The sequence below is a fragment of the Comamonas sp. SCN 65-56 genome (assembly GCF_001724135.1).
GTDB lineage: Bacteria > Pseudomonadota > Gammaproteobacteria > Burkholderiales > Burkholderiaceae_C > Comamonas_C.
The window spans coordinates 1-21,219 of the sequence record NZ_MEDS01000040.1 but is presented as its reverse complement, the minus strand read 5'-3'; the positions used below and the strand labels follow the sequence as shown (position 1 = coordinate 21,219).

At 69.5% G+C, this 21,219-nt stretch carries 21 protein-coding genes and 1 pseudogene; 13 read left to right on the top strand and 9 right to left on the bottom strand.

The window, feature by feature from the left end; translation table 11 throughout:
• Window positions 1-102: 102 nt before the first annotated feature.
• Window positions 103-468, top strand: a pseudogene (locus ABS45_RS17230) (transposase); the annotation flags it as partial.
• A 213-nt stretch (window positions 469-681) separates the two neighbouring features.
• On the opposite strand, the gene ABS45_RS17225 reads toward ABS45_RS17230, so the two are convergent.
• A complete protein-coding gene (locus ABS45_RS17225; RefSeq protein WP_291558105.1) occupies window positions 682-924 on the bottom strand; it encodes a hypothetical protein in 243 nt (80 codons plus the stop codon).
• A 122-nt stretch (window positions 925-1,046) separates the two neighbouring features.
• Here ABS45_RS17225 and ABS45_RS17220 point away from each other — a divergent pair, with 122 nt between their 5' ends.
• The 3 genes from ABS45_RS17220 to cueR all read left to right on the top strand — a co-directional run bounded on the left by ABS45_RS17220 (window position 1,047) and on the right by cueR (window position 5,140).
• The gene (locus ABS45_RS17220) at window positions 1,047-1,775 is read left to right on the top strand and encodes a hypothetical protein (RefSeq protein ID WP_291558104.1); all 729 of its coding nucleotides are present in this window, start codon (window positions 1,047-1,049) and stop codon (window positions 1,773-1,775) included.
• A gap of 568 nt (window positions 1,776-2,343) precedes the next feature.
• The gene (locus ABS45_RS17215; RefSeq protein WP_291558101.1) at window positions 2,344-4,572 is read left to right on the top strand and encodes a heavy metal translocating P-type ATPase; all 2,229 of its coding nucleotides are present in this window, start codon (window positions 2,344-2,346) and stop codon (window positions 4,570-4,572) included.
• Window positions 4,573-4,603: 31 nt separating this feature from the next.
• Window positions 4,604-5,140, top strand: coding sequence for a Cu(I)-responsive transcriptional regulator (gene cueR / locus ABS45_RS17210; protein ID WP_366246645.1), 537 nt, complete (start codon window positions 4,604-4,606; stop codon window positions 5,138-5,140).
• Here cueR and senA read toward each other — a convergent pair.
• Window positions 5,043-6,260 carry a selenoneine synthase SenA gene (gene senA, locus ABS45_RS17205; RefSeq protein WP_291558098.1) on the bottom strand — a complete coding sequence of 406 codons (1,218 nt, stop codon included), beginning with the start codon at window positions 6,258-6,260 and terminating at the stop codon, window positions 5,043-5,045. The genes cueR and senA overlap by 98 nt on opposite strands.
• Window positions 6,261-6,507: 247 nt before the next feature.
• Here senA and ABS45_RS17200 point away from each other — a divergent pair, with 247 nt between their 5' ends.
• Window positions 6,508-7,638 (top strand): FAD-dependent oxidoreductase, encoded by a 1,131-nt coding sequence (locus ABS45_RS17200; RefSeq protein WP_291558096.1) that lies wholly within the window; start codon window positions 6,508-6,510, stop codon window positions 7,636-7,638.
• 8 nt (window positions 7,639-7,646) lie between these two features.
• Window positions 7,647-8,102: a group II truncated hemoglobin gene (locus tag ABS45_RS17195; RefSeq protein ID WP_291558093.1), complete on the top strand. Its 456-nt coding sequence runs from the start codon at window positions 7,647-7,649 to the stop codon at window positions 8,100-8,102.
• Window positions 8,103-8,225: 123 nt separating this feature from the next.
• On the opposite strand, the gene ABS45_RS17190 is transcribed toward ABS45_RS17195, so the two are convergent.
• Window positions 8,226-8,429, bottom strand: coding sequence for a cold-shock protein (locus ABS45_RS17190; RefSeq protein WP_291558090.1), 204 nt, complete (start codon window positions 8,427-8,429; stop codon window positions 8,226-8,228).
• Between the two features lie 331 nt (window positions 8,430-8,760).
• Between ABS45_RS17190 and clpS the strand changes: the two genes are divergently transcribed.
• From clpS to tal, 6 genes are all read left to right on the top strand, one after another.
• On the top strand, window positions 8,761-9,069 hold the full coding sequence (clpS, locus tag ABS45_RS17185) for an ATP-dependent Clp protease adapter ClpS (protein WP_291558085.1): 309 nt from the start codon (window positions 8,761-8,763) through the stop codon (window positions 9,067-9,069).
• Window positions 9,066-11,375: an ATP-dependent Clp protease ATP-binding subunit ClpA gene (clpA, locus tag ABS45_RS17180; protein ID WP_291558082.1), complete on the top strand. Its 2,310-nt coding sequence runs from the start codon at window positions 9,066-9,068 to the stop codon at window positions 11,373-11,375. The genes clpS and clpA overlap by 4 nt, the downstream gene beginning before the upstream one ends.
• A 215-nt stretch (window positions 11,376-11,590) precedes the next feature.
• Window positions 11,591-11,899, top strand: a complete 309-nt coding sequence (locus ABS45_RS17175) for a c-type cytochrome (protein WP_291558079.1) — start codon at window positions 11,591-11,593, stop codon at window positions 11,897-11,899.
• Between the two features lie 20 nt (window positions 11,900-11,919).
• On the top strand, window positions 11,920-13,236 hold the full coding sequence (locus ABS45_RS17170; protein ID WP_291558076.1) for an NAD(P)/FAD-dependent oxidoreductase: 1,317 nt from the start codon (window positions 11,920-11,922) through the stop codon (window positions 13,234-13,236).
• Between the two features lie 109 nt (window positions 13,237-13,345).
• Window positions 13,346-13,855, top strand: coding sequence for a disulfide bond formation protein B (locus ABS45_RS17165; protein WP_291558074.1), 510 nt, complete (start codon window positions 13,346-13,348; stop codon window positions 13,853-13,855).
• Window positions 13,852-14,787, top strand: coding sequence for a transaldolase (gene tal, locus ABS45_RS17160; RefSeq protein ID WP_291558071.1), 936 nt, complete (start codon window positions 13,852-13,854; stop codon window positions 14,785-14,787). The genes ABS45_RS17165 and tal overlap by 4 nt, the downstream gene beginning before the upstream one ends.
• 37 nt (window positions 14,788-14,824) lie before the next feature.
• Here tal and ABS45_RS17155 read toward each other — a convergent pair whose 3' ends face one another.
• Genes ABS45_RS17155 through coaBC form a run of 4 tightly spaced genes read right to left on the bottom strand, consistent with a single transcriptional unit; the run spans window position 14,825 to window position 17,454 of the window.
• Window positions 14,825-15,286: an NAD(P)H-dependent oxidoreductase gene (locus ABS45_RS17155; protein ID WP_291558108.1), complete on the bottom strand. Its 462-nt coding sequence runs from the start codon at window positions 15,284-15,286 to the stop codon at window positions 14,825-14,827.
• Between the two features lie 29 nt (window positions 15,287-15,315).
• Complete coding sequence (gene dut, locus ABS45_RS17150) at window positions 15,316-15,765, bottom strand: dUTP diphosphatase (protein ID WP_291558068.1); 450 nt, start codon at window positions 15,763-15,765, stop codon at window positions 15,316-15,318.
• Window positions 15,762-16,235 carry a hypothetical protein gene (locus ABS45_RS17145; RefSeq protein WP_291558066.1) on the bottom strand — a complete coding sequence of 158 codons (474 nt, stop codon included), beginning with the start codon at window positions 16,233-16,235 and terminating at the stop codon, window positions 15,762-15,764. The genes dut and ABS45_RS17145 overlap by 4 nt, the downstream gene beginning before the upstream one ends.
• A gap of 13 nt (window positions 16,236-16,248) precedes the next feature.
• Window positions 16,249-17,454: a bifunctional phosphopantothenoylcysteine decarboxylase/phosphopantothenate--cysteine ligase CoaBC gene (gene coaBC / locus ABS45_RS17140; RefSeq protein WP_291558063.1), complete on the bottom strand. Its 1,206-nt coding sequence runs from the start codon at window positions 17,452-17,454 to the stop codon at window positions 16,249-16,251.
• An 87-nt stretch (window positions 17,455-17,541) separates the two neighbouring features.
• Between coaBC and ABS45_RS17135 the strand changes: the two genes are divergently transcribed.
• The gene (locus tag ABS45_RS17135; protein ID WP_291558060.1) at window positions 17,542-18,009 is read left to right on the top strand and encodes a GFA family protein; all 468 of its coding nucleotides are present in this window, start codon (window positions 17,542-17,544) and stop codon (window positions 18,007-18,009) included.
• Between the two features lie 33 nt (window positions 18,010-18,042).
• Here ABS45_RS17135 and lspA read toward each other — a convergent pair whose 3' ends face one another.
• Together lspA and ileS are read right to left on the bottom strand one after the other, a co-directional pair.
• Window positions 18,043-18,534, bottom strand: a complete 492-nt coding sequence (gene lspA / locus ABS45_RS17130) for a signal peptidase II (protein ID WP_291558057.1) — start codon at window positions 18,532-18,534, stop codon at window positions 18,043-18,045.
• Window positions 18,535-18,545: 11 nt separating this feature from the next.
• A partial coding sequence (gene ileS / locus ABS45_RS17125; protein WP_291558054.1) for an isoleucine--tRNA ligase occupies window positions 18,546-21,219 on the bottom strand: 2,674 nt, incomplete at its 5' end.

The window sequence follows — 21,219 nt, the reverse complement described above, 5'->3', positions numbered from 1 at the left end:
CGCAGGCGCCACTCGGTGCTCGATTACGTCAGCCCGGTGCAGTTCGAGGAAAGAATGGCGGCTGTGTAGCTAACCGGAGTGTCCGGAGAGATGGGGGCATCCCAGTTCACCACGGTCGAGGACGGCAAGAGGCTGCACAAGTACTGGTCGTCTGCGTGCCCCGGGTGTCACCTCAGGAAGCAGTGCACGCCCGCTCCATACCGACGCATCAGCCGCTGGGAGCACGAAGATGTGCTCGAAGTGGTCCAGGCGCGCCTTGATGGAGTGCCGGAGGCTTCTCGGCTACGACAGCGCACGGTAGAGCACGTGTTCGGTACCTTGAAGGCATGGATGGGATCCACGCACTTCCTGACCCGAACGCTCCCACGCGTGCGAACCGAGATGAGCTTGCAAGTGTTGGCGTACAACATGCGGCGAGTGATCAAGATCCCCGGAGCCTCGACTCTGATCGCAGAGATGAAAGCCTAAGGTGGGGCACCCGCCACGCGGGCCGCGCGATCGCAGATCCGCTGCTGCACTGGCCGCAACAACTGCCGCGACTCCTTACGATCACCGACGACGATTGCTGTTTCCACACGGCCTCAGTCTGAAACGGTTATCCGAGTTGACCAACTGGCTGACGGCTCCTGGCCGAAAGCGTTCGGCTGCAACCAAGCGCCATCGGCAGTGGCAGCACGCTAATCAAACAGCCACGGCATCGATCGGCACTTCGACCTTGTCTTTCACCCGGTGCGAGATCTCATGGTTGGTCTCGAAATTCTGCAGCGCGACCTGGCCATCACCCGGCGCGCCGGACACGACCGCGGTCTGGTCGCTCGGCACGAAGCTGAAATCCAGCGTCCATGGAATGCTGATGACGCCGGCCTGGGCTGTTGCGCTGGCCAGCAGAAGCAGCGCAAGGCTGCGTGGAACATACTTGCGCATGGCGATCCTCCTGGTGCAAACGGACAGTGCACCCAACGGTAGATGGCCCGCGTTTCGTTTGCGTTTCGCTTCCCGATGCCGCCAATATGAGTTCGCCCATACCCGAGCTTCCCTTGAGGTCCATGCTGGACGATGCCGGCCTGAACCGGCAGCATGTCTTCGCCCTCCGGCAGCTCCCCGCAGAGCTGCTCGCGCCGCTGTCCGTCGGGGCGCACGAGCGCCAGTTGATCCTGTTCGGTCACGCCGGGCAACGCCTCTGGGAGCGCGTGCAGGCGGAGGGCGTTCGTTCGGCTCATCCCATCGATGCCTACAGCGTCCGCACGGTCGAGCGCTGGCTGGCCGAGGCCGTGCCGGGGGCCCGATACCGCTTCGTCTACCCGAAGGGCTTACCCGAGGGGCGACACGTCGGGCTGCAGCGTCTCGGCACCCTGGCAGGTTGGCACCATGCGTCGCCATTCATGGTCGGCATCGACGCCAGGTGGGGAAGCTGGTTTGCCTATCGGGCGGCCATCCTCACCGATACGGATCTTCCGGTCTCGCCCGCGGAGGACCATGGGCATCCGTGCAAGGACTGTGTCGCCAAGCCCTGCATCAGGGCTTGCCCTGCGGATGCCCTGGACTCGGGAAGCATGGACATGCGGGCATGCCGTCGGCAAAGGCTTCTGGAGGATTCGCCATGCGCCCTGGGGTGCCTGGCACGACAGGCGTGCCCTGTCGGAGCCGAGCATCGATACGAGCAGAGTCAGATTCGTCACAGCTCGGCCGGCTCACTCGGGACGATACGGCGCTTCATCGCAAGTGGTCCGGGTGGGTCTGACCCGATGAATGGCGGATTTCGCGGTCTGCCGTGAGACGTGCCGAAGTGCCGAAAAGACGAAGCCCCTGATTCCTTGAATGGAACCAGGGGCTTACGGAGCGTAAAGAGACGCGGCGAGACGGCTCACATGTGGTCTGCCCGAAGCTGGAGCATGGTAAAGTCCCCTCGGGCCTACGCGGACCAGCCGCGCTTGGCGACCCCGCTGTTTCACGGCGTCTCAGATGGATGGAGCCGAAATTGGAGCAGGGGATGCCGCTCAAAGCGCCGAGATCGAGCGTTCACGCGGGGTGCAGCTTCATTTACATGTGATGATCGACCACATGTGACGCCGCTGCGGCGCGTCGGTCGAACCGCGCGAGCCCCTGATCTTCGATCGAAGGTCGGGGGCTTCGTCTTTCTGGCGCCTCTCGACCTTCGCGCCGCCGTCTTCGGACCCGATCGCTCGCGCGATACCCGGGGTTTCCGGTCGCCGGAACGTCGACGAACGCGCCCGAAGACCATGTCGGTGTCCGGGGTTCCGGCCGGGCCGTCTTGACCTTCCAACGATGGGAAGGTGGAAGCTGCAGGTGTTTCCAACCCATGCTTCCACGGAGGTCACCGCCATGAACGCCCTCGTCGGCACCGTGCGCAAGGCCGGCTACGACGCCCCGACGCGGCAACTCGAGCTTCGGGTCGAGGAGATGACCTGCGCCTCGTGCGTCTCCCGGGTGGAGAAGGCCTTGCTCGCGGTCCCCGGCGTGTCGGCGGCGTCGGTGAACCTCGCGACCGGGAAGGCCACGATCGACGCGCTGGCGAACGTGTCGTTCGCGACGCTGGCAGCCGCCATCGGGAAGGCAGGGTATTCGGCCAGCGCGGTCGAGGCGACGCCTGCCGCGCGGGCCGCGCGGGGGCTTCCGCCATGGTGGCCCGTTCTCGTCGGCGCAGTGCTGACGCTGCCGCTCGTGTTGCCGATGCTGCTGCAGCCGTTCGGAATCGACTGGATGCTCGGCGGCTGGGCGCAACTCGCGCTCGCCACGCCGGTGCAGTTCTGGCTCGGTGCGCGCTTCTACCGCGCCGGCTGGAAGGCGGCGAGGGCCGGGGCCGGCAACATGGATCTGCTCGTTGCCCTGGGCACCAGCGCCGCCTACGGCCTCTCGCTCTACCAGCTGTGGAGGCACGCCGGCCACGGCATGCCCCACCTGTATTTCGAGGCGTCGGCCGCGGTCGTCACGCTGGTACTGCTGGGCAAGTGGCTCGAGGCACGCGCCAGGCGCCAGACCGCCGATGCGATCCGCGCGCTGAACGCGCTGCGGCCGACGGTTGCCCGCGTCCTCGTCGACGGCGACGAAGTCTCCACGCCGGTCGGGCAGCTCGCGGTGGGCGATGTCGTCGTCGTTCGCCCGGGCGAGCGGGTACCGGTCGACGGCGAGATCGTCGACGGGCAAAGCCACGTCGACGAGTCGCTGATCACGGGCGAGAGCCTTCCGGTGCCCAGGTCGGTGGGAGACAAGGTGACCGGGGGCTCCGTGAACGGGGACGGGTTGCTGCACGTGCGCACCGCGGCCATCGGCGCCGAGACCACGCTCGCCCGCATCATCCGCATGGTCGAGTCGGCGCAGGCTGCGAAGGCGCCCGTGCAACGCATCGTCGATCGTGTCAGCGCCGTCTTCGTCCCGGTAGTTCTCGGCATCGCGCTGGCGACGTTCGCCGGCTGGTTCCTCTACGGTGGCAACTGGGAGCAGGCGCTCCTCAGCGCCGTGGCGGTGCTCGTCATCGCCTGCCCGTGCGCGCTGGGCCTCGCCACCCCCACGGCGATCATGGCCGGGACGGGCGTGGCTGCGCGCCAGGGCATCCTCATCAAGGACGCCGAGGCCCTGGAGGTGGCGCACTCGGTGACCGCCGTCGCATTCGACAAGACCGGCACGCTGACCGAGGGCAGGCCTTCGCTCGTCGCGATCGAGGCCGCCGAAGGGTTCGACCGCGACGAGGTGCTGAAGCTCTCGGCCGCGCTGCAGAAGACCAGTGACCACCCGCTGGCGCGCGCCGTGATGGCAAAGGTTCGCGACCTGCGCGTGGGCGTGCCCGGCGCGAGCGACGCCAGGACGCTGCCCGGCCGTGGCGTGGAAGGCACGGTGCGTGGCCGGCGCATCGCGCTGGGCAGCACGCGCCTGATGAACGAGTCGGGCGCCGATCCCGGCGCGCTGCTGATGCAAGCCCAGCGCCTCGAGAGGGAGGGCACGACCACCTCCTGGCTGCTGGGCCGCGACGGCGATGTCGCCCACGTCCTGGGGCTTCTCGCCTTCGGGGACCGCGTCAAGCCCGCTTCCCGCCAATCGGTCGCGCGCCTGCGCGAGCTCGGCATCCGGACCGTCATGCTCACGGGAGACAACGCGGGAAGCGCCGCGGCGGTGGCGCGCGAGCTCGGCATCGACGAAGTCCGCGCGCAGCTGTTGCCTGGCGACAAGGCGGCCGTCGTGCAGCAGTTGCGTGACCAGGGGCACGTGGTGGCGATGGTCGGCGACGGCATGAACGACGCCCCTTCGCTCGTGGCCGCGGATGTCGGCCTGTCCATGTCGACCGGCGCGGATGTCGCGATGCAGGCCGCGGGCATCACCCTGATGCGCGGCGACCCGCGCCTGGTGGCCGATTCGTTCGACGTCTCGCGCCGGACCTGGTCGAAAATCCGGCAAGGCCTGTTCTGGGCCTTCGCGTATAACGTCCTGGGCATCCCGCTCGCGGCATTCGGCCTGCTCAGCCCGGTCATCGCCGGAGCGGCCATGGCCTTCAGCAGCGTGAGCGTCGTCGCCAATGCGCTGACGCTGCGCCGCTGGCGCGGCGCTGCAGCGCGATGAACGCTGTCGTCGGGACTCGAGGAGCGTGACCATGAACATCGGCGACGCTGCCGGCGCCTCCGGCGTATCGGCGAAGATGATCCGCCACTACGAAAGTGTCGGGCTGCTGCCCCGCGTGGGCCGCACGCAGGCCGGCTACCGCCAGTACGCCGACAAGGACGTGAGCGTGCTGCGGTTCATTCGCCACTGCCGGGATCTCGGGTTCTCCCTCGACCGGATCCGGGAGCTTCTCGACCTCTGGCAGAACCGCAGGCGCTCCAGCCGGCAGGTCAAGTCGCTGGCCCAGGCGCACATCGCGGAGCTGGACGAGAAGCTGAAGGAACTCCAGCAAATGAAGGCGACGCTCGAGCACCTGGTCCGATGCTGCCATGGCGATGACCGGCCAGACTGTCCGATCATCGAGACGCTCGAATCCGGGGACCGGGTCGCCACCGCGCGCGCGACGCGCAGCGGTCGCCGACGCGCGGGGTCTAGGCCGCGCAGCTGCGGAACCCGGCCGGCACGTCGTTTCGACCTGCCGGGAAGAAGTTGCGGTAGCGCGGGTGGCGCATCCGCGGCTGCGTCATGAACGATGCGCCGCGCAGCACCGGCCGACCGTCGAACCACGGGGCCGAGTAGTCGCGGTACGGGTGGGCGACGAAGCCCGGGAAAGGCTCGAAGGGGCTGCCGGTCCATTCCCAGACGTCGCCCCAGCGCAAGCGCTGCGGCTGCACGACGGCGGCGAGCTCCCACTCGGCCTCGGTGGGGAGTCGGCGGCCGGCCCAGCGGCACCAGGCTTGCGCTTCGTGCAGGGTCAGGTGGCAGGCGGCCTCGGCCGGGTCGAGCGCCTGCCAGCGGCCGTGCCGCCACCGCTGCCAGCCGTCGCCGCCGGGTCGCAGGTACCGCGGGGCGCGGGCGCCCGATTGCAGCAGCCACTGCCGGCCCTCGTCGGTCCACCAGTGCGGCCGCGCGTAAGCGCCGGCCTCGACGAAGGGCAGGAATTCGGCCCAGCGCACCGCCTGTGCGTCGATCTCGAAAGGCGGCACGGTGCGCTCGGGCGCCGGGCGCTCGTTGTCGAAGGCGAAGCCGCGTGGGTCGCTGCCCAGCCGCCAGCTTCCCGCGTCGAAGCGCAACGCGTCGGGCGGTGGCGGCAGCGCGCGCGGCTGCCAGCGCGGGTCGTCGATCGCGATGCCCAGCCCCTGCGCCATGTACAGAGCGGCCTCGTGGTGCATGTCCTCGTGCAACAGCGCCAGGCGGAAGAAGTAGAGCGCGTCGTCGTGCTCGGGCGCGCCGGCCAGCAGGGTGAGCGTTCGGTCGAGCTGGCGCTGCAACTGCGCCCGAGTCGTGTCGGCGTCGGGCAGCGGCAGCCGCCAGCGGCTGTCGTGCGGCACCCGGCCGGAGTGGTACAGCGCATCCGCGTCGGCGGGCTCCGCGGCGGCGCGCGGCGCGTCCGGGTCGGCGCGCACGCCACGGTCGCGCTGCGGGTTGCGCTGCACCCAGTACGCCTGGAACCAGCCGACGTGACCCAGCTCCCACAGCGGGGGATTGAGCTCGGCGCGCAGCGGCACCCGCAGGTCGGGAAGGGCGCTCTCGCAGGCCGCGAACGTCGCCAGCGTGTCCGCGCGGCTGGCCTGCAGCGCCAGCGCCAGCGCCTCGCGTCCGCCGTGGCGGGCCACGCGGGCTTGCGTCGTCGGGCTCGGGTCGCGCATCGAAGCTCCATCGCCTTCGTGGCCCTTCGCGCCGGCCGGCGCGGCATGTCCCGACCGGGATCGCGTGCGGCGCCGGCTGCACGCCGGATGTCGGGAGCTTACCGCGCGCGCGACCGCCGCGCGCGACCGCCGCGCCCGCCCGCGTGGCGGGAGCGCGCGCCGGGTTAACATCGCGGCACCGACGACCCTTGATTCGGGACCGGTATCGCGCCGGCGTCGGCGCGCCGCCCCTCCTGCAACGTTCCTCATGACCCACAGCATCACCGTACTCGGCGCAGGATTCGCCGGCCTGTCGACCGTGCACGCGCTGCGCCGCCGCGATCCGCGCGTGCAGATCACGCTCGTCGCGCCGCGCCCCGAGCTGCACTACCTGCCCGGCATCATCTGGATTCCCAGCGGCCTGCGCACGCGCGAGCAGCTGGTCGTTTCGCTGGACCGCTACTTCGACCGGATGCGCGTGCAGTTCCGCGCGGCCGAGGTCACCGGATTGCGCGAGGGCGGGCGCGTCGTCGAGACCACTGCCGGCGACCTGGCCAACGACGCGCTGGTCATCGCCACCGGCGGGCGCTTCATCAAGAAGCTGCCCGGCATCGAGCACGCGATCACGCCCTGCGAGGGAATCGCCGCGGCCGAGCGCATCCGCGACCGGCTGCGCGAGATGCAGGGCGGCACGATCGCGCTCGGCTTCGCCGGCAACCCGAACGAGCCGTCGGCGATGCGCGGCGGCCCGATGTTCGAGTTCCTGTTCGGGATCGACGCGCAGCTGCGCCGCGAGGGCCGGCGCGAGCGTTTCGAACTGGTGTTCTTCAGTCCCGCCGCCGAGCCCGGAAACCGGCTAGGCCCCAAGGCGGTGAGGCACCTGCTGGCCGAGATGAACCGGCGCGGCATTCGCACTCACCTCGGCCACAAGCTCAAGCGCTTCGATGCGGACCGCGTGGTCACCGAAGGCGGCGAGTTCCCCGCCGACCTGATCCTCTTCATGCCGGGCATGACCGGCAACGCGTGGTTCGACGCCACCGACCTGCCGCGCTCGCCCGGGGGGCTGGTGCAGGCCGATGCGCACTGCCGCGTGCCCGGCCGCGAACGCGTCTACGTGGTCGGCGACTCGGGCAGCTTTCCCGGCCCCGACTGGATGCCCAAGCAGGCCCACATGGCAGACCTGCAGGCGGCTGCGGCGGCGGCGAACCTGCTCGGCGACCTGAGCGGGCGGCCGGCGAACGAGACCTTCAAGGTCGAGCTGGTGTGTATCGTCGACGCGATCGATCACGGCACGCTGGTCTTCCGCGACGTGCGCCGCAACGTGCTGCTGCCGTCGGCGCGCGCGTTCCACTGGGCCAAGCGGGCCTTCGAGTGGAACTACCTGCGTCGTTACCGTTGAGGCCGCCGATGCCCGACGCGTCGAACCGGCCTGCCCAGGCGACGACCCAGGCCAGCGTCTACGAGCGTATCGGCGGCGCCGCCGGCGTGCATGCGCTGGTCGATCGCTTCTACGAACTGATGGACGAGCTGCCCGAGGCCTGGCGCGTGCGGCGGCTGCACCCGGAAAGCCTGGCCGGCAGTGCCGACAGCCTGTTCAAGTTCCTCAGCGGCTGGTTCGGCGGCCCGCCGCTGTATGTGGCCGAGCGCGGCCACCCGAGGCTCAGGATGCGGCACCTGCCGTTCGCGATCGGCCCGGCCGAGCGCGACGAATGGCTGCTGTGCATGCGCCAGGCGCTGGCCGAGCTGGTGACGGACGACGCGCTGCGCGCAGGGGTCGATCGCGCTTTCACCGAGATGGCCGACCACATGGTCAACACCGAAGCGAGCGACGTTCGGGGGCCCGCGGAGGCGGGGCGGGCGTAACGCGAGCGGGGGGAGGCGCAGCGAGCGAAAGAGGGGAGCGGAGGCGATCGCCGGCACTCCGGCTGATCGCCCGCATCGCCCGAGGTCCGGCGAACGGGCCCCGGGCAAGCAGTGTCGGCGACGTCAGGCCGACTGGATGTTTGACGCCTGCTTGCCTTTCGGGCCCGCGACGACGTCGAACTGGACCTTCTGACCTTCCTTCAGCGTCTTGAAGCCGTTCATCTGGATCGCGGAAAAGTGCGCGAACAGATCCTCTCCTCCATCGTCGGGGGTGATGAAGCCGTACCCCTTGGAATCGTTGAACCACTTGACGGTGCCTGTAGCCATGCCTGCCTATCCTTCAATGCCAATGGACAAGGTCGGCCAGACTCGAGGCTGCAGAGAACGGGGCGCGATGCGCCGGGGTCTCACTGACACGACCATCTCGGTGCTCCGGCGTCTTGAAAGCCGTGGCGCCGCCCCCCAACTTCTCGTTGTCATCGAAGAACGGTTCCAGCGGTAAAGACCCCGGATAGCGCTCGGATTCTTTGGCAAAAATGTTCCTTCGTCAAGGGTCGTTCGGCAAAACCCTGACAGCTTCGTGAACGCGGTCACGGTCGTCGGAAAAGGCCTCCTATCCGTTGTTGCATGGGGTGGACGACTCGCTAGAATGGGGTTCATGGCGACACGGCAAGATCCCTCCACGGTTCTGGAGCGAAAGGAATCGCGGCTGAAGCCGCCGCCGATGTACCAGGTGATGTTGCTGAACGACGATTTCACCCCGATGGAATTCGTCGTCAGCGTGCTGCAGAAGTTCTTCGGCATGGGCCGCGAAAAGGCAACGCAGGTCATGCTGAAGGTGCACCGGGAGGGTCGTGGCGTGTGCGGGGTGTATCCGCGCGACGTGGCATCCACGAAAGTCGAGCAGGTTAGCAGTTACTCACGCCAGCATCAGCATCCGCTGCAGTGCGTGATGGAGGAAGCATGATCGCGCAGGAATTGGAAGTCAGTCTGCACATGGCCTTCGTCGAGGCCCGGCAGCAGCGCCACGAGTTCATCACCGTGGAGCACCTGCTGCTGGCGCTGCTCGACAACCCGTCGGCCGCCGAAGTGTTGCGCGCGTGCGCCGCCAACATCGAAGACCTGCGCAAGAGCCTGACCACCTTCATCAAGGAAAACACTCCGGTCGTGCCGGGCAGCGAGGAAATCGACACGCAGCCCACGCTCGGGTTCCAGCGCGTGATCCAGCGCGCGATCATGCACGTGCAGAGCACGTCGAACGGCAAGAAGGAGGTCACCGGCGCCAACGTGCTGGTGGCGATCTTCGGCGAAAAGGACTCGCACGCCGTGTACTACCTGCATCAGCAGGGCATCACGCGGCTCGACGTCGTCAACTACATCTCGCACGGCATCACCAAGACGCCGCAGCCGAAGGAGCCGCAGAAGGAAGAGCAACCCGAGGCCGAGCAGGAGGGCGCCGCCAGCCAGCAGGGCGCGCTCGAGCAGTACACGCAGAACCTCAACGCCGCCGCCAAGGAAGGCCGGATCGACCCGCTGATCGGGCGCGAGCACGAGGTCGAGCGCGTGATCCAGGTGCTGTGCCGGCGGCGCAAGAACAACCCGCTGCTGGTCGGCGAGGCCGGCGTCGGCAAGACGGCCATCGCCGAGGGGCTGGCCTGGCGCATCACGCAGGGCGACGTGCCCGAGGTGCTCGCCGACGCCACCGTCTACTCGCTCGACATGGGCGCGCTGCTGGCCGGTACCAAGTACCGCGGCGATTTCGAGCAGCGCCTGAAGACCGTGCTCAAGCAGCTCAAGCAGGCGCAGCACGCAATCCTGTTCATCGACGAGATCCACACGCTGATCGGTGCCGGGTCGGCCTCGGGCGGCACGCTCGACGCGTCGAACCTTCTCAAGCCGGCGCTGTCTTCGGGCACGCTGAAGTGCATCGGCGCGACCACCTACAACGAGTACCGCGGCATTTTCGAGAAAGACCACGCGCTGTCGCGGCGCTTCCAGAAGATCGACGTGGTCGAGCCCACGGTCGAGCAGACGGTGCAGATCCTGCGCGGGCTGAAGTCGCGCTTCGAGGAGCACCACGGCATCAAGTACTCGTCGTCGGCGCTGTCGGCGGCGGCCGAGCTGTCGGCGAAGTACATCAACGATCGCCACCTGCCCGACAAGGCGATCGACGTGATCGACGAGGCCGGCGCCGCGCAACGCATCCTGCCCAAGAGCCGGCAGAAGAAGATCATCAGCAAGGGCGAGATCGAGGACATCGTCGCCAAGATCGCGCGCATCCCTCCGGCGTCGGTGTCGTCCGACGATCGCGGGCGGCTGCAGACGCTCGACCGCGACCTGAAGGCCACGGTGTTCGGCCAGGATCCCGCCATCGAGGCGCTGGCGGCCGCGATCAAGATGGCGCGTTCGGGGCTCGGCAAGCCCGACAAGCCGATCGGCGCGTTCCTGTTCTCGGGCCCCACCGGCGTCGGCAAGACCGAGGTCGCCCGGCAACTGGCGTTCATCCTCGGCATCGAGCTGATCCGCTTCGACATGTCCGAGTACATGGAGCGCCACGCGGTGTCGCGGCTGATCGGTGCGCCTCCGGGCTACGTCGGCTTCGACCAGGGTGGGCTCCTCACCGAGGCGGTCAGCAAGAAGCCGCACGCGGTGCTGCTGCTCGACGAGATCGAGAAGGCGCACCCGGACATCTTCAACATCCTGCTGCAGGTGATGGACCACGGCACGCTCACCGACAACAACGGGCGCAAGGCCGACTTCCGCAACGTCATCGTCATTATGACGACCAACGCCGGGGCGTCCGACCTGCAGAAGCGCGGCATCGGTTTCTCGGACACCCGCAAGCAGGGCGACGAGATGGTCGAGATCAAGCGGCTGTTCACGCCCGAGTTCCGCAACCGGCTCGACGCGATCATCAGCTTCGCCGCACTCGACGAGGAGATCATCCTGCGCGTGGTCGACAAGTTCCTGATGCAGCTCGAGGAGCAGTTGCACGAGAAGAAGGTCGAGGCGGTGTTCACCGAGCGGCTTCGCAAGATGCTCGCCAAGAAGGGCTTCGATCCGCTGATGGGCGCTCGTCCGATGCAGCGCCTCATCCAGGACACGATCCGCAAGGCGCTGGCCGACGAGCTGCTGTTCGGCAAGCTCGTGAACGGCGGCAAGGTGACCGTCGACGTCGACGACGCCGAGCAGGTGACGCTGTCCTTCGCCGAAGGCGCGCCGCCCACCGCGGGCGGCGAGGGCGAGGAGTTCGTCGAGGTGCTGCCCGCCTGACGCGCGGCCGCGGCGGCAACCCGTCGCGGCCGCGTCGATCGATCGTTCGTTCCCTTTCACGAGGGGCCCCGCGCGGGCCCCTCGTCGTTCTCGGCCCCCGTCGTCTTCGTGCCCCCGGTTCCGAATAAGCGCATAACCTTGCCGCAGATCATGGCGGCTGTCGTTCGTCGTTGACAGACTCTGCGGTCGCGTTCCCACCAGAAGAGGAGACATCGATGAGAACGTTCACGCTCGCGGCCGCGGCCTGTGCAGCCGTTGCCGTGCTCGCCGCCGGGCCGGCGCACGCCCAGCAGGCGCAGTACATCGCCGCCAATTGCGCCAACTGCCACGGCACCGACGGGCGGTCGGCCGGCGGCGGCGGCATGCCCGGCATCGCCGGGCTGTCGCCGACATATTTCAAGGAACAGATGAAGGCGTTCCGCGAAGGCACGCGCAAGGCGACGATCATGCACCAGATCGCCAAGGGCTACACCGACGAGCAGATCGCGGCGCTCGCCGACTACTTTTCGCAGCAGAAGAAATGAACCGGCCGACGGAGGACGACATGAAGGACACGAACATCTCCCGCCGGCGCTTCGCGCAGGCGATCGGCTCGGGCACGGCGCTGTCGATGGTCGGCGGCGGCGCGGCGTTGTCGCTGGCCGGCTGCGCCACCGGTCCGACGACGAGCGCCGAGCGCAAGCTCGGCCGCGTGCTGGTCGTCGGCGGCGGTTATGGCGGCGCGACCGCTGCGAAGTACCTGAAGAAGTGGGGCGGCCCCGGCCTCGAAGTGATGCTGGTCGAGCGCCAGACCGCGTTCGTCTCGTGCCCGCTGTCGAACCTGGTGCTGGGCGGATCGCGCAAGATCGCCGACCTGACGGTGCCCTACGACGGGCTGCGCCGCGCCGGCGTGATCGTCGTCAACGACGAGGTCGAGGCGATCGATCCGGCCAAGCGAAGCGCGACCTTCCGCAAGCTCGCCAACCAGAGCTTCGACCGGATCGTCGTGTCGCCTGGAATCGAGCTCGACTTCGACTCGGTGCAGGGTCTCGACGCCGAGGCGCAGAAGACCATCCTGCACGCATGGAAGGCCGGGCCGCAGACGGTGGCGCTGCGCGCGCAGCTCGAGGCGATGCCCGACGGCGGCGTCTACGTGCTGTCGATCCCGAAGTCGCCGTATCGCTGCCCGCCGGGGCCCTACGAGCGCGTCTGCCAGGTCGCACACTACTTCAAGACGGCCAAGCCGCGCTCGAAGATCATCGTGCTCGACGCGAACCCCGACATCCAGTCGAAGAAGGGGCTGTTCCTGGCGGCCTGGAACGGTCCGTACAAGGGGATCGTCAGCTACCAGTCGAACATGAACGTCACCGAGGTCGACGCGCGCAACCGCGTCGCGGTGACCGAGCTCGGCGACAAGGTCAAGGCCGACGTCCTCAACGTGGTGCCGTCGCAGCGCGCCGGCGCGATCGCGCAGAAGGCCGGTCTCGTCAACGCCAACAACCGCTGGTGCATGGTCGACTGGCTCACGCTCGAGTCGACGGCCGCGCCGGGCGTGCACGTGCTCGGCGATTCGACCTTGTCGGCGCCGGCGATGCCGAAGTCGGGCCACATGGCGAACCAGCACGGCAAGGCGGTGGCCGCGGCGATCGTCGAGACGCTGAACGGCCGCGCGCCGCAGCCGCCGATGATGGCCAACACCTGCTACAGCTTCATCGACGACAAGAACGTCGTACACGTCGCGTCGGTGCACCGCTACGTGCCCGAGAAGAAGACGATCGAGCCGGTGGCGGGTGCGGGCGGCCTCTCGCCCGCGGCGAACGAGCTCGAGGGCCAGTACGCGAACGCGTGGGCGCGCAACATCTGGAACGACATGCTGACCTGAACCCCGCTCGCGCCGCCGTCTCCCCGCGCGGCCGCAGGAGGCGCCCGCGGGCACCTGCACGGCGCCGCCTGGCGCCGGGGCGGCCGCCGCGATGTCGTATAGTGCGCGGATGCTTCGCCGCAGCGATACGATCCTCCTGCTGAGTGCCGTGCTCGCGATCGGCGCCGTGGCCGTCGCGCTCGTGCTGCAACACCGCTTCGGCATCGAGCCCTGCGCCTGGTGCACGTTCCAGCGGCTGCTGTTCCTGCTGTTCGCCGCTTTCGCGGTGCTCGGTTGGCTCGCACGCCGTTCGCGCGCAGCGCTGGTCGCGGCGTCGGTGCTGGCTGCGCTCGCGGCCCTCGGCGGGCTGTGGGCGGCGCTGCACCAGCAGTTCGTCGCCGCGCAGAGCCTGTCGTGCGCGTTCACCTTCGCCGATCGCGTGCTGATGAAGCTGCGGCTCGACGAGACGCTGCCGTGGCTGTTCGAGGCCACCGCGTCGTGCCGCGACGCGAACGCACCGCTGCTCGGGGTACCCTTCGCGCTCTGGAGCGCTGCGCTGTTCGTGCTGCTGGCCGGGTTGGCCGCGCTCGCCGCGCGCGCCACGCTGGGCTCGCGCCGCGCGACGGAGAATCCCGCATGAACGCACTCGAGCAACTCAGGCAGTTCACGACCGTGGTCGCCGATACCGGCGACTTCAACACGATGCGCGCGTACGCGCCGCGCGACGCGACGACGAACCCCACGCTGATCCTCAAGGCCGTGCAGAAGCCCGAATACGGCGCGCTGCTCGCGCAGACGGTCGCTGCACATCCGGGCGAGTCGGTCGCCGACCTGTGCGACCGGCTGCTGGTGCGCTTCGGCCGCGAGATCCTGTCGATCGTGCCGGGGCGTGTCTCCACCGAGGTCGATGCCCGGTTGTCGTTCGATGTCGACGCGACGATCGCCAAGGCGCGGCGCCTCGTCGGGCTCTACGAGGAGGCGGGCGTCGGCCGCGAGCGCGTGCTGATCAAGGTGGCGTCGACCTGGGAAGGCATCCGGGCGGCCGAGTCGCTCGAGAACGAAGGCATCCACTGCAACCTGACGCTGCTGTTCTCGTTCGCGCAGGCGGTGGCCTGCGCCGACGCCGGCGTCACGCTGGTCTCGCCGTTCGTCGGGCGCATCTTCGACTGGTACCGCAAACGCGACGGCGTCGATTACGCGCCCGACGACGATCCGGGCGTGCAGTCGGTGCGGCGCATCTACGGCTACTTCAAGAAGTTCGGCTATCCCACCGAGGTAATGGGCGCGAGCTTTCGCAACACCGGCCAGGTGCTGGCGCTGGCCGGCTGCGACCTGCTCACGATCAGCCCCGAACTGCTCGAGCAGCTGCGCGGTTCCGCGGAACCCGTCGCGCGCCGGCTCGACCCGGCGCGCGCGCGCGAGGAGGCGATCGAGCGGGTGCGCTTCGACGAGAAGCACTTCCGCTGGGCGCACAACGAGGACGCGATGGCCACCGAGAAGCTGGCCGAGGGCATCCGGCTGTTCGCGGCCGACGTGCTCAAGCTCGAGGCGCTGGTCGCCGCCGCGCGCTGAGCGGGCGCGGCGCGAGTTCGCGCGCGCCGCGCTACCACTACCAGATTCCCATCGAGACGCCGGCGGCCATTGCCGCACCGAGCTCGCGCGCGCGATCGAGCGAGGCGGCGTCGATCGACTTCGGCGCGAGGATCGCCTCGGGCGTCTGCGCGTGCGTGATCACGACGAGCGGCTCGGCGACTGGCTTCATCCGCCAGCCGGTGGCGATGCGGGCGATCTGGCGCGCCGCGCCCTGGCCGTCGGAACCCGCGCAGACCAGCGTCGCGTACGGCCGGCCTTCGACGCGCCCGAGCGCCGCGTAATAGCTGCGGTCGAAGAAGTCCTTCATCATGCCGGCCATCGACGCCAGGTTCTCGGGGGTGGCGAACAGCACCGCGTCGGCGGCCAGCAGGTCCGACGGTTGCGCCTCGTCGGCGCGGCGCACGACGAGCTCCACGCCCTCCTGCGCGCCGGCGCCGTCGCGGAACGCGTCGACCAGCTGGCGCGTGCCTCCGGTCATCGTCCACCAGACGACCAGCAGCCGCTTGCTCACGCCTTGCCGGTGCTCCCGAATCCGCCGCTGCCGCGGTCGCTGGCGACGAACGCCTGAACCGGGTTCCATTGCACCTGCACCACCGGCACGACGATCATCTGCGCGATCCGCTCCATCGGCTGGATCGTGAACGGCTCGCGGCCGCGGTTCCAGCACGACACCATCAGCGGCCCCTGGTAGTCGGAGTCGATCAGGCCGACGAGGTTGCCCAGGACGATCCCGTGCTTCGTTCCGAGCCCGGAGCGCGGCAGGATCATCGCGGCGTGGCCGGGGTCGCCGATGTGGATCGCCATGCCGGTCGGCAGCAGCAGCGCGTCGCCGGGCGCGAGCGTCACCGGCGCATCGATGCAGGCGCGCAGGTCCAGGCCGGCGCTGCCGGCGGTGGCGTAGGCGGGCAGTTGCCCTTGCAGCCGCGGATCGAGGATCCGCACGTCGAGTCGCATCATCGGTTCGAGAGGTTGCGCAGCACGATCGAAAGCAGAAGCAGCGCGAACCCCGGCAGCGGGGTCATCGCCGGGACGAGATCGAGGATCGCCAGCGCGATCAGTGCGAAACCGCCGATCATCAGCCAGCGGCTCAGTCGCAAGCCGAGCGTACGGCCTGCGGCATGCAGCGCATCGGCGCTGGCCGCGCCCGACGCACCCTTCGCGCCGGCCCCGCGGTTCGCGGCGCCGCCCTGGCCCCGGGCGCCGTCGGCCGCCCGGCGCAGCGCCTCGGCCGCCGCTTCGGCAAGCGTTCCGCCCGCCTGCGCTGCTGGCTCGCCGGTCGAGCGGGAGGCGGCCGTGCGCGCGTCGCGTTTCGCCAGCGCACCGCGCGACTCGACGCGCCCCGGCGTGCGCCCGGCGGCGCCCGTCAGGCGCTCGACGTAGCTGGCGTAGTCGCCGTCGGGGGGGCCGTCGCGATCGATGGTGTTCATGCGCGGGCGGTGCTCAGCGGCGCGGCGGCAGCCGCAGCGCGATCTCGGCCACCAGCGCCCGCGCCAGCTGCGCCTTGTCGGCGCGCGGCAGCCGTCGGCTGCCGTGCTCGTCGATCAGCAGCAACTCGTTGTCGTCGCGGCCGAAGGTCGCATGGCCGATGTTCGCGACCAGCAGCGGCACGCCCTTGGCGGCCCGCTTGGCCTGGCCATTGGCCTCGAGGTCTTCGCTCTCGGCCGCGAAGCCGACGCACCACGGCGCGTCGGGTCGCCGCGCCACGCCGGCGAGGATGTCGGGGTTCTGCACGAACTCGAGTTTCGGCACGTCGTGGGCGCCGCTCTTCTTCAGCTTGCGCTCGCTGGGGTGGGCCACCCGCCAGTCGGCGACCGCGGCCACCGCGACGAACACGTCGGTGCGTGGGGCCGCGTCGAGCGCGACCATCACCGCGTCGTGCATCTGCTGCGCCGTGCGCACGTCGATGCGCTCGACCCCGCGTGGGGTGGCGAGCGCCGTCGGCCCGGCGACCAGCGTGACCTGCGCACCGGCGGCGCGGCAGGCGCGGGCGATCGCGAAACCCATTTTCCCGGAGGACAGGTTGGTGATCCCGCGCACCGGGTCGATCGGCTCGTAGGTCGGACCCGCGGTGAGCAACACCCGTCGCCCGGCGAGGGGCTTCGGCGCGAGGAAATCGGCCAGCTCGGCGACGAGGTCCGGCGGCTCGAGCATCCGGCCCATGCCGGTCTCTCCGCAGGCCTGGTCGCCGCTGTCGGGGCCGAGGATCGCCACGCCGTCGGCGGCCAGCTGCGCGACGTTGCGCTGCGTGGCGGGGTTCAGCCACATCTGGCGGTTCATCGCCGGCGCCACGAGCAGCGGGCACTCGCGCGCCAGGCAGAGCGTGCTGAGCAGGTCGTCGGCCAGCCCGTGCGCGACCTTCGCGAGGAAGTCGGCAGTCGCCGGCGCGACGAGGATCGCATCGGCGGCGCGCGACAGCTCGATGTGCGCCATGCTGTTGGCGATGCGGGTGTCCCACTGGTCGGTGAACACGGGCTCGCCGGTGAGTGCCTGGAAGGTGGCGGGCCCGACGAAGCGCGTGGCCGCCTCGGTCATCACCGCCTGGACGCGCGCCCCCGCGCGCTGCAGTTCGCGCGCCAGCTCGGCCGCCTTGTAGGCGGCCACGCCGCCGGTGATGCCGAGCACGATCCGTTTGCCTTGCAGGTCCATCCGTGCTGTATAGCACACTGTGCCGCTGCGATGGCGCCCGCGGCCATGGCACCGGGCGACACGATTTCACTCGAACGGAGGCATCCGATGAAGCTCGAGGGATCCTGCCACTGCAAGGCGGTGCGGTTCACGGTGCAGGCGTCGTCGCCGTATCCGTTCATGCGCTGCTATTGCTCGATCTGCCGCAAGACCGCGGGCGGCGGCGGCTATGCGATCAACCTGGGCGCCGATCGGCGCACGCTCACGGTGCAGGGCAGCGAGCACCTGTCGGTGTATCGCGCGCGGCTCGACGACGGCAGCACCAGCAGCGGCGAACGCAACTTCTGCCGCCGCTGCGGCAGCGCGCTGTGGCTTTACGACCCGACCTGGCCCGAGCTGGTGCATCCGCATGCCTCGGCGATCGACACCCCGTTGCCGGTGCCACCGCAGCGCGTGCACATCATGCTGGGCTCGAAAGCGCCGTGGGTCGAGCCGGAAGTGCGCGCCGGCGACCTGTGCCACGACGCCTATCCGGACGAGTCGCTCGCACAGTGGCACGCGCGGCACGGGCTGTGAGCCGCGCCGCTGCGGCGGCCGCGCCAGGATGGTTCAGCGGCCGCGGCGCACCCTGCGGAACTCGTCGACGATCAGCAGCACCGCGCCCACCGTGATCGCGCTGTCCGCGACGTTGAACGCCGGCCAGTGCCAGCGCTGCCAGTAGACGAGCAGGAAGTCGACCACCTGGCCGCGCGCGACGCGGTCGATCACGTTGCCGATCGCGCCGCCGAGGATCAGCGCCAGCGCGAACGCGAACAGCCGCTGCGTGCCGTGTCGCGCCAGCAGCCAGACGATGAAGATCGCCGCGGCCACGCCCAGGCCGGTGAAGAACCAGCGCTGCCAGCCCGACGCGCCCGCCAGGAAGCTGAACGCGGCGCCGCGGTTGTAGACCAGCGTCAGGTCGAACAGCCCGGGCACGACCGCCAGCCGCTCGCCGAACGAGAAGCTGCGCAGGATCGCGAACTTCGTGAGCTGGTCGACGAAGACGATCGCCGCCGCCAGCCACAGCCAGCGCTTCATCGCGCCCGAACCGCCTTTCGCCATCGCGGGTGCCCTCAGGCGGCACGGCGCGGTTCGCCCGCGCCGTGCAGGTTCTCGTTGCAGCGCCCGCAGATCGTCGGGTGCGCCGGGTCGGCGCCGACGTCGGCGCGATAGTGCCAGCAGCGCTCGCACTTGGCGTGCTCGCTGGCGACGACCGAGACCGAGACGAGCTCGTCGTCGGCGCCGCGCACGACGCGCGCCTGCGAGGTGATGAACACGAAGCGCAGGTCGTCGCCGAGCGAGGCGAGCGCGTCGAAGGTCTCGCCCGACGCGCGAACCTCGACCTCGGCCTGCAGCGACGAGCCGATCGCGCCGGCGCTGCGAGCTTCCTCGAGCTTCCTCAGCACTTCGGCGCGCACGGCACGAATCGCCTCCCACTTCAGCCGCAGCAGCGCGGTGGACTGCGCATCTTCCGACGCGAGTTCGCCCATGCCGTCGAACGCGTGCCAGCTCTGCGTGAAGATCGTCTCGCCGCCGGCCTTCCACGCCTGCGGCGCGAGCAGCGGCCAGGCCTCCTCGGCGGTGAACGACAGAATCGGCGCCATGAGCCGAACGATCGACTGGGCGACGTGGTAGAGCGCGGTCTGCGCCGAGCGCCGCGCATGCGAGTTCGGTGCCGTGGTGTACAGGCGGTCCTTCAGGATGTCGAGCCAGAACGCGCCGAGGTCCTCCGAGCAGAAGGTCTGCAGCTTCGCGACCGCCGGGTGGAACTCGAAGCGCTCGTAGTCGCGCTCGATGTCGCGCTGCCAGGCGGCGGTCATCGCGATCGCGTAGCGGTCGATCTCGACCATCTGGTCGGCGGGCACCGCGTCGCGGGCGGGGTCGAAGTCGGACACGTTGGCGAGCAGGAAGCGCAGCGTGTTGCGGATGCGGCGATAGGCCTCGACGACGCGTGCGAGGATCTGCTTCGACAGCGCCATCTCGCCCGAGTAGTCGGTGCTCGCGATCCACAGCCGCAGGATCTCGGCGCCGTACTGGTTCCAGATCTCCTGCGGGTCGATGCCGTTGCCGGCCGACTTGCTCATCTTGTAGCCGCGCTCGTCGACGGTGAAACCGTGCGTGAGCAGCGCCTTGTACGGCGGCACGCCGTTCAACATCGACGAGGTGAGCAGCGACGAATGGAACCAGCCGCGGTGCTGGTCGCTGCCCTCGAGGTACATGTCGGCCGGAAAGGTCGACTGCGCCGCGTGCGAGCCGCGCAGCACCGTCTCGTGGGTCGTGCCCGAGTCGAACCAGACGTCGAGCGTGTCGCGGTTCTTCACGTACTGGTCGGCCTCGTCGCCGAGCAGTTCGCGCGGATCGAGCCGCTGCCAGGCCTCGATGCCGTCGCGCTCGATGCGCTGCGCGACCTGTTCGAGCAGCTCGTCGGTGCGCGGATGCAGCGCCCCGGTCTCCTTGTGCACGAAGAACGCCATCGGCACGCCCCACTGGCGCTGGCGCGACAGCGTCCAGTCGGGCCGGTTGGCGATCATCCCGTGCAGGCGCGCCTTGCCCCAGGCCGGGTAGAAGCGGGTGGCTTCGATGCCGGCGAGCGCGGCTTCGCGCAACGTCGGGCCGCCGTCGTGCGGCGCGACGTCCATTCCCGCGAACCACTGGCTCGACGCGCGATAGATGATCGGCGTCTTGTGGCGCCAGCAGTGCATGTAGCTGTGCGGGTAATGCTCGACGCTGAACAGGCAGCCGTGCGCGCGCAGGTGTTCGACGATCTTCGGGTTGGCGTCCCAGATCGACAGGCCGGCAAAGTCGGGCAGCCAGCTCGCATAGGTGCCGTCGCCCAGCACCGGCTGCAGGATGTCCGCATCGGCCATCCCGTGGTGCTTGCACGACGCGAAGTCCTCGATGCCGTAGGCCGGCGCCGAGTGAACCAGCCCGGTTCCCGAGTCGAGCGTCACGTAGTCGCCGAGGTAGACCGGCGCGAAGCGGTCCGCGAACGGATGGCGAAAGCGCACCAGCTCGAGCGCCTTGCCCTTGCAGCGGGCCACCTCTTCGCCTTCGAGCTTCCAGCGCTTCAGGCAGGCCTCGACCAGGTCGGTGGCCACGACGAGCAGCGCCGGCGCGCCGTTCCACTGCACCTTCACCAGCGAGTAGTCGAAGTCGGGGTGCAGGTTAAGCGCCTGGTTCGCCGGAATCGTCCACGGCGTCGTGGTCCAGATCACCGCGTAGCCGCGCTCGAGCGGCAGCGCGGGCAGGCCGAACGCCTGCGCGAGCTTCGGCAGCTCCTCGGCCGCGAACGGAAAGCCGACGTCGATCGATGGGTCGACGCGGTCGGCGTACTCGACCTCGGCCTCCGCCAGCGCCGAGCCGCAGTCGAAGCACCAGTTCACCGGCTTCAGGCCGCGGTAGACGTAGCCCTTGCGCAGGATCCGGCCCAGCGCGCGCAACTCGTCGGCCTCGTTGCGCGGCGCCATCGTCAGGTACGGGTTGTCCCACTCGCCGAGCACCCCGAGCCGGATGAAGTCCTTCTTCTGGCGCTCGATCTGCGCGGTCGCATAGGCGCGCGATTTCGCCTGCACCTCGCCGGCGGACAGGTTCTTGCCGTACTGCTTCTCGATCTGGATCTCGATCGGCATCCCGTGGCAGTCCCAGCCCGGCACGTAGCGCGCGTCGAAGCCCGCCATGTTGCGGCTCTTGACGATGATGTCCTTCAGGATCTTGTTGACTGCGTGCCCGAGGTGGATGTCGCCGTTC

Bases quoted from the DNA above. Each gene is read 5' to 3' on its own strand.
- ABS45_RS17225 (WP_291558105.1), bottom strand. From the start codon at position 924: ATGCGCAAGTATGTTCCACGCAGCCTTGCGCTGCTTCTGCTGGCCAGC.
- ABS45_RS17220 (WP_291558104.1), top strand. From the start codon at position 1,047: ATGCTGGACGATGCCGGCCTGAACCGGCAGCATGTCTTCGCCCTCCGG.
- ABS45_RS17215 (WP_291558101.1), top strand. From the start codon at position 2,344: ATGAACGCCCTCGTCGGCACCGTGCGCAAGGCCGGCTACGACGCCCCG.
- cueR (WP_366246645.1), top strand. From the start codon at position 4,604: ATGAACATCGGCGACGCTGCCGGCGCCTCCGGCGTATCGGCGAAGATG.
- senA (WP_291558098.1), bottom strand. From the start codon at position 6,260: ATGCGCGACCCGAGCCCGACGACGCAAGCCCGCGTGGCCCGCCACGGC.
- ABS45_RS17200 (WP_291558096.1), top strand. From the start codon at position 6,508: ATGACCCACAGCATCACCGTACTCGGCGCAGGATTCGCCGGCCTGTCG.
- ABS45_RS17195 (WP_291558093.1), top strand. From the start codon at position 7,647: ATGCCCGACGCGTCGAACCGGCCTGCCCAGGCGACGACCCAGGCCAGC.
- ABS45_RS17190 (WP_291558090.1), bottom strand. From the start codon at position 8,429: ATGGCTACAGGCACCGTCAAGTGGTTCAACGATTCCAAGGGGTACGGC.
- clpS (WP_291558085.1), top strand. From the start codon at position 8,761: ATGGCGACACGGCAAGATCCCTCCACGGTTCTGGAGCGAAAGGAATCG.
- clpA (WP_291558082.1), top strand. From the start codon at position 9,066: ATGATCGCGCAGGAATTGGAAGTCAGTCTGCACATGGCCTTCGTCGAG.
- ABS45_RS17175 (WP_291558079.1), top strand. From the start codon at position 11,591: ATGAGAACGTTCACGCTCGCGGCCGCGGCCTGTGCAGCCGTTGCCGTG.
- ABS45_RS17170 (WP_291558076.1), top strand. From the start codon at position 11,920: ATGAAGGACACGAACATCTCCCGCCGGCGCTTCGCGCAGGCGATCGGC.
- ABS45_RS17165 (WP_291558074.1), top strand. From the start codon at position 13,346: ATGCTTCGCCGCAGCGATACGATCCTCCTGCTGAGTGCCGTGCTCGCG.
- tal (WP_291558071.1), top strand. From the start codon at position 13,852: ATGAACGCACTCGAGCAACTCAGGCAGTTCACGACCGTGGTCGCCGAT.
- ABS45_RS17155 (WP_291558108.1), bottom strand. From the start codon at position 15,286: ATGACCGGAGGCACGCGCCAGCTGGTCGACGCGTTCCGCGACGGCGCC.
- dut (WP_291558068.1), bottom strand. From the start codon at position 15,765: ATGATGCGACTCGACGTGCGGATCCTCGATCCGCGGCTGCAAGGGCAA.
- ABS45_RS17145 (WP_291558066.1), bottom strand. From the start codon at position 16,235: ATGAACACCATCGATCGCGACGGCCCCCCCGACGGCGACTACGCCAGC.
- coaBC (WP_291558063.1), bottom strand. From the start codon at position 17,454: ATGGACCTGCAAGGCAAACGGATCGTGCTCGGCATCACCGGCGGCGTG.
- ABS45_RS17135 (WP_291558060.1), top strand. From the start codon at position 17,542: ATGAAGCTCGAGGGATCCTGCCACTGCAAGGCGGTGCGGTTCACGGTG.
- lspA (WP_291558057.1), bottom strand. From the start codon at position 18,534: ATGGCGAAAGGCGGTTCGGGCGCGATGAAGCGCTGGCTGTGGCTGGCG.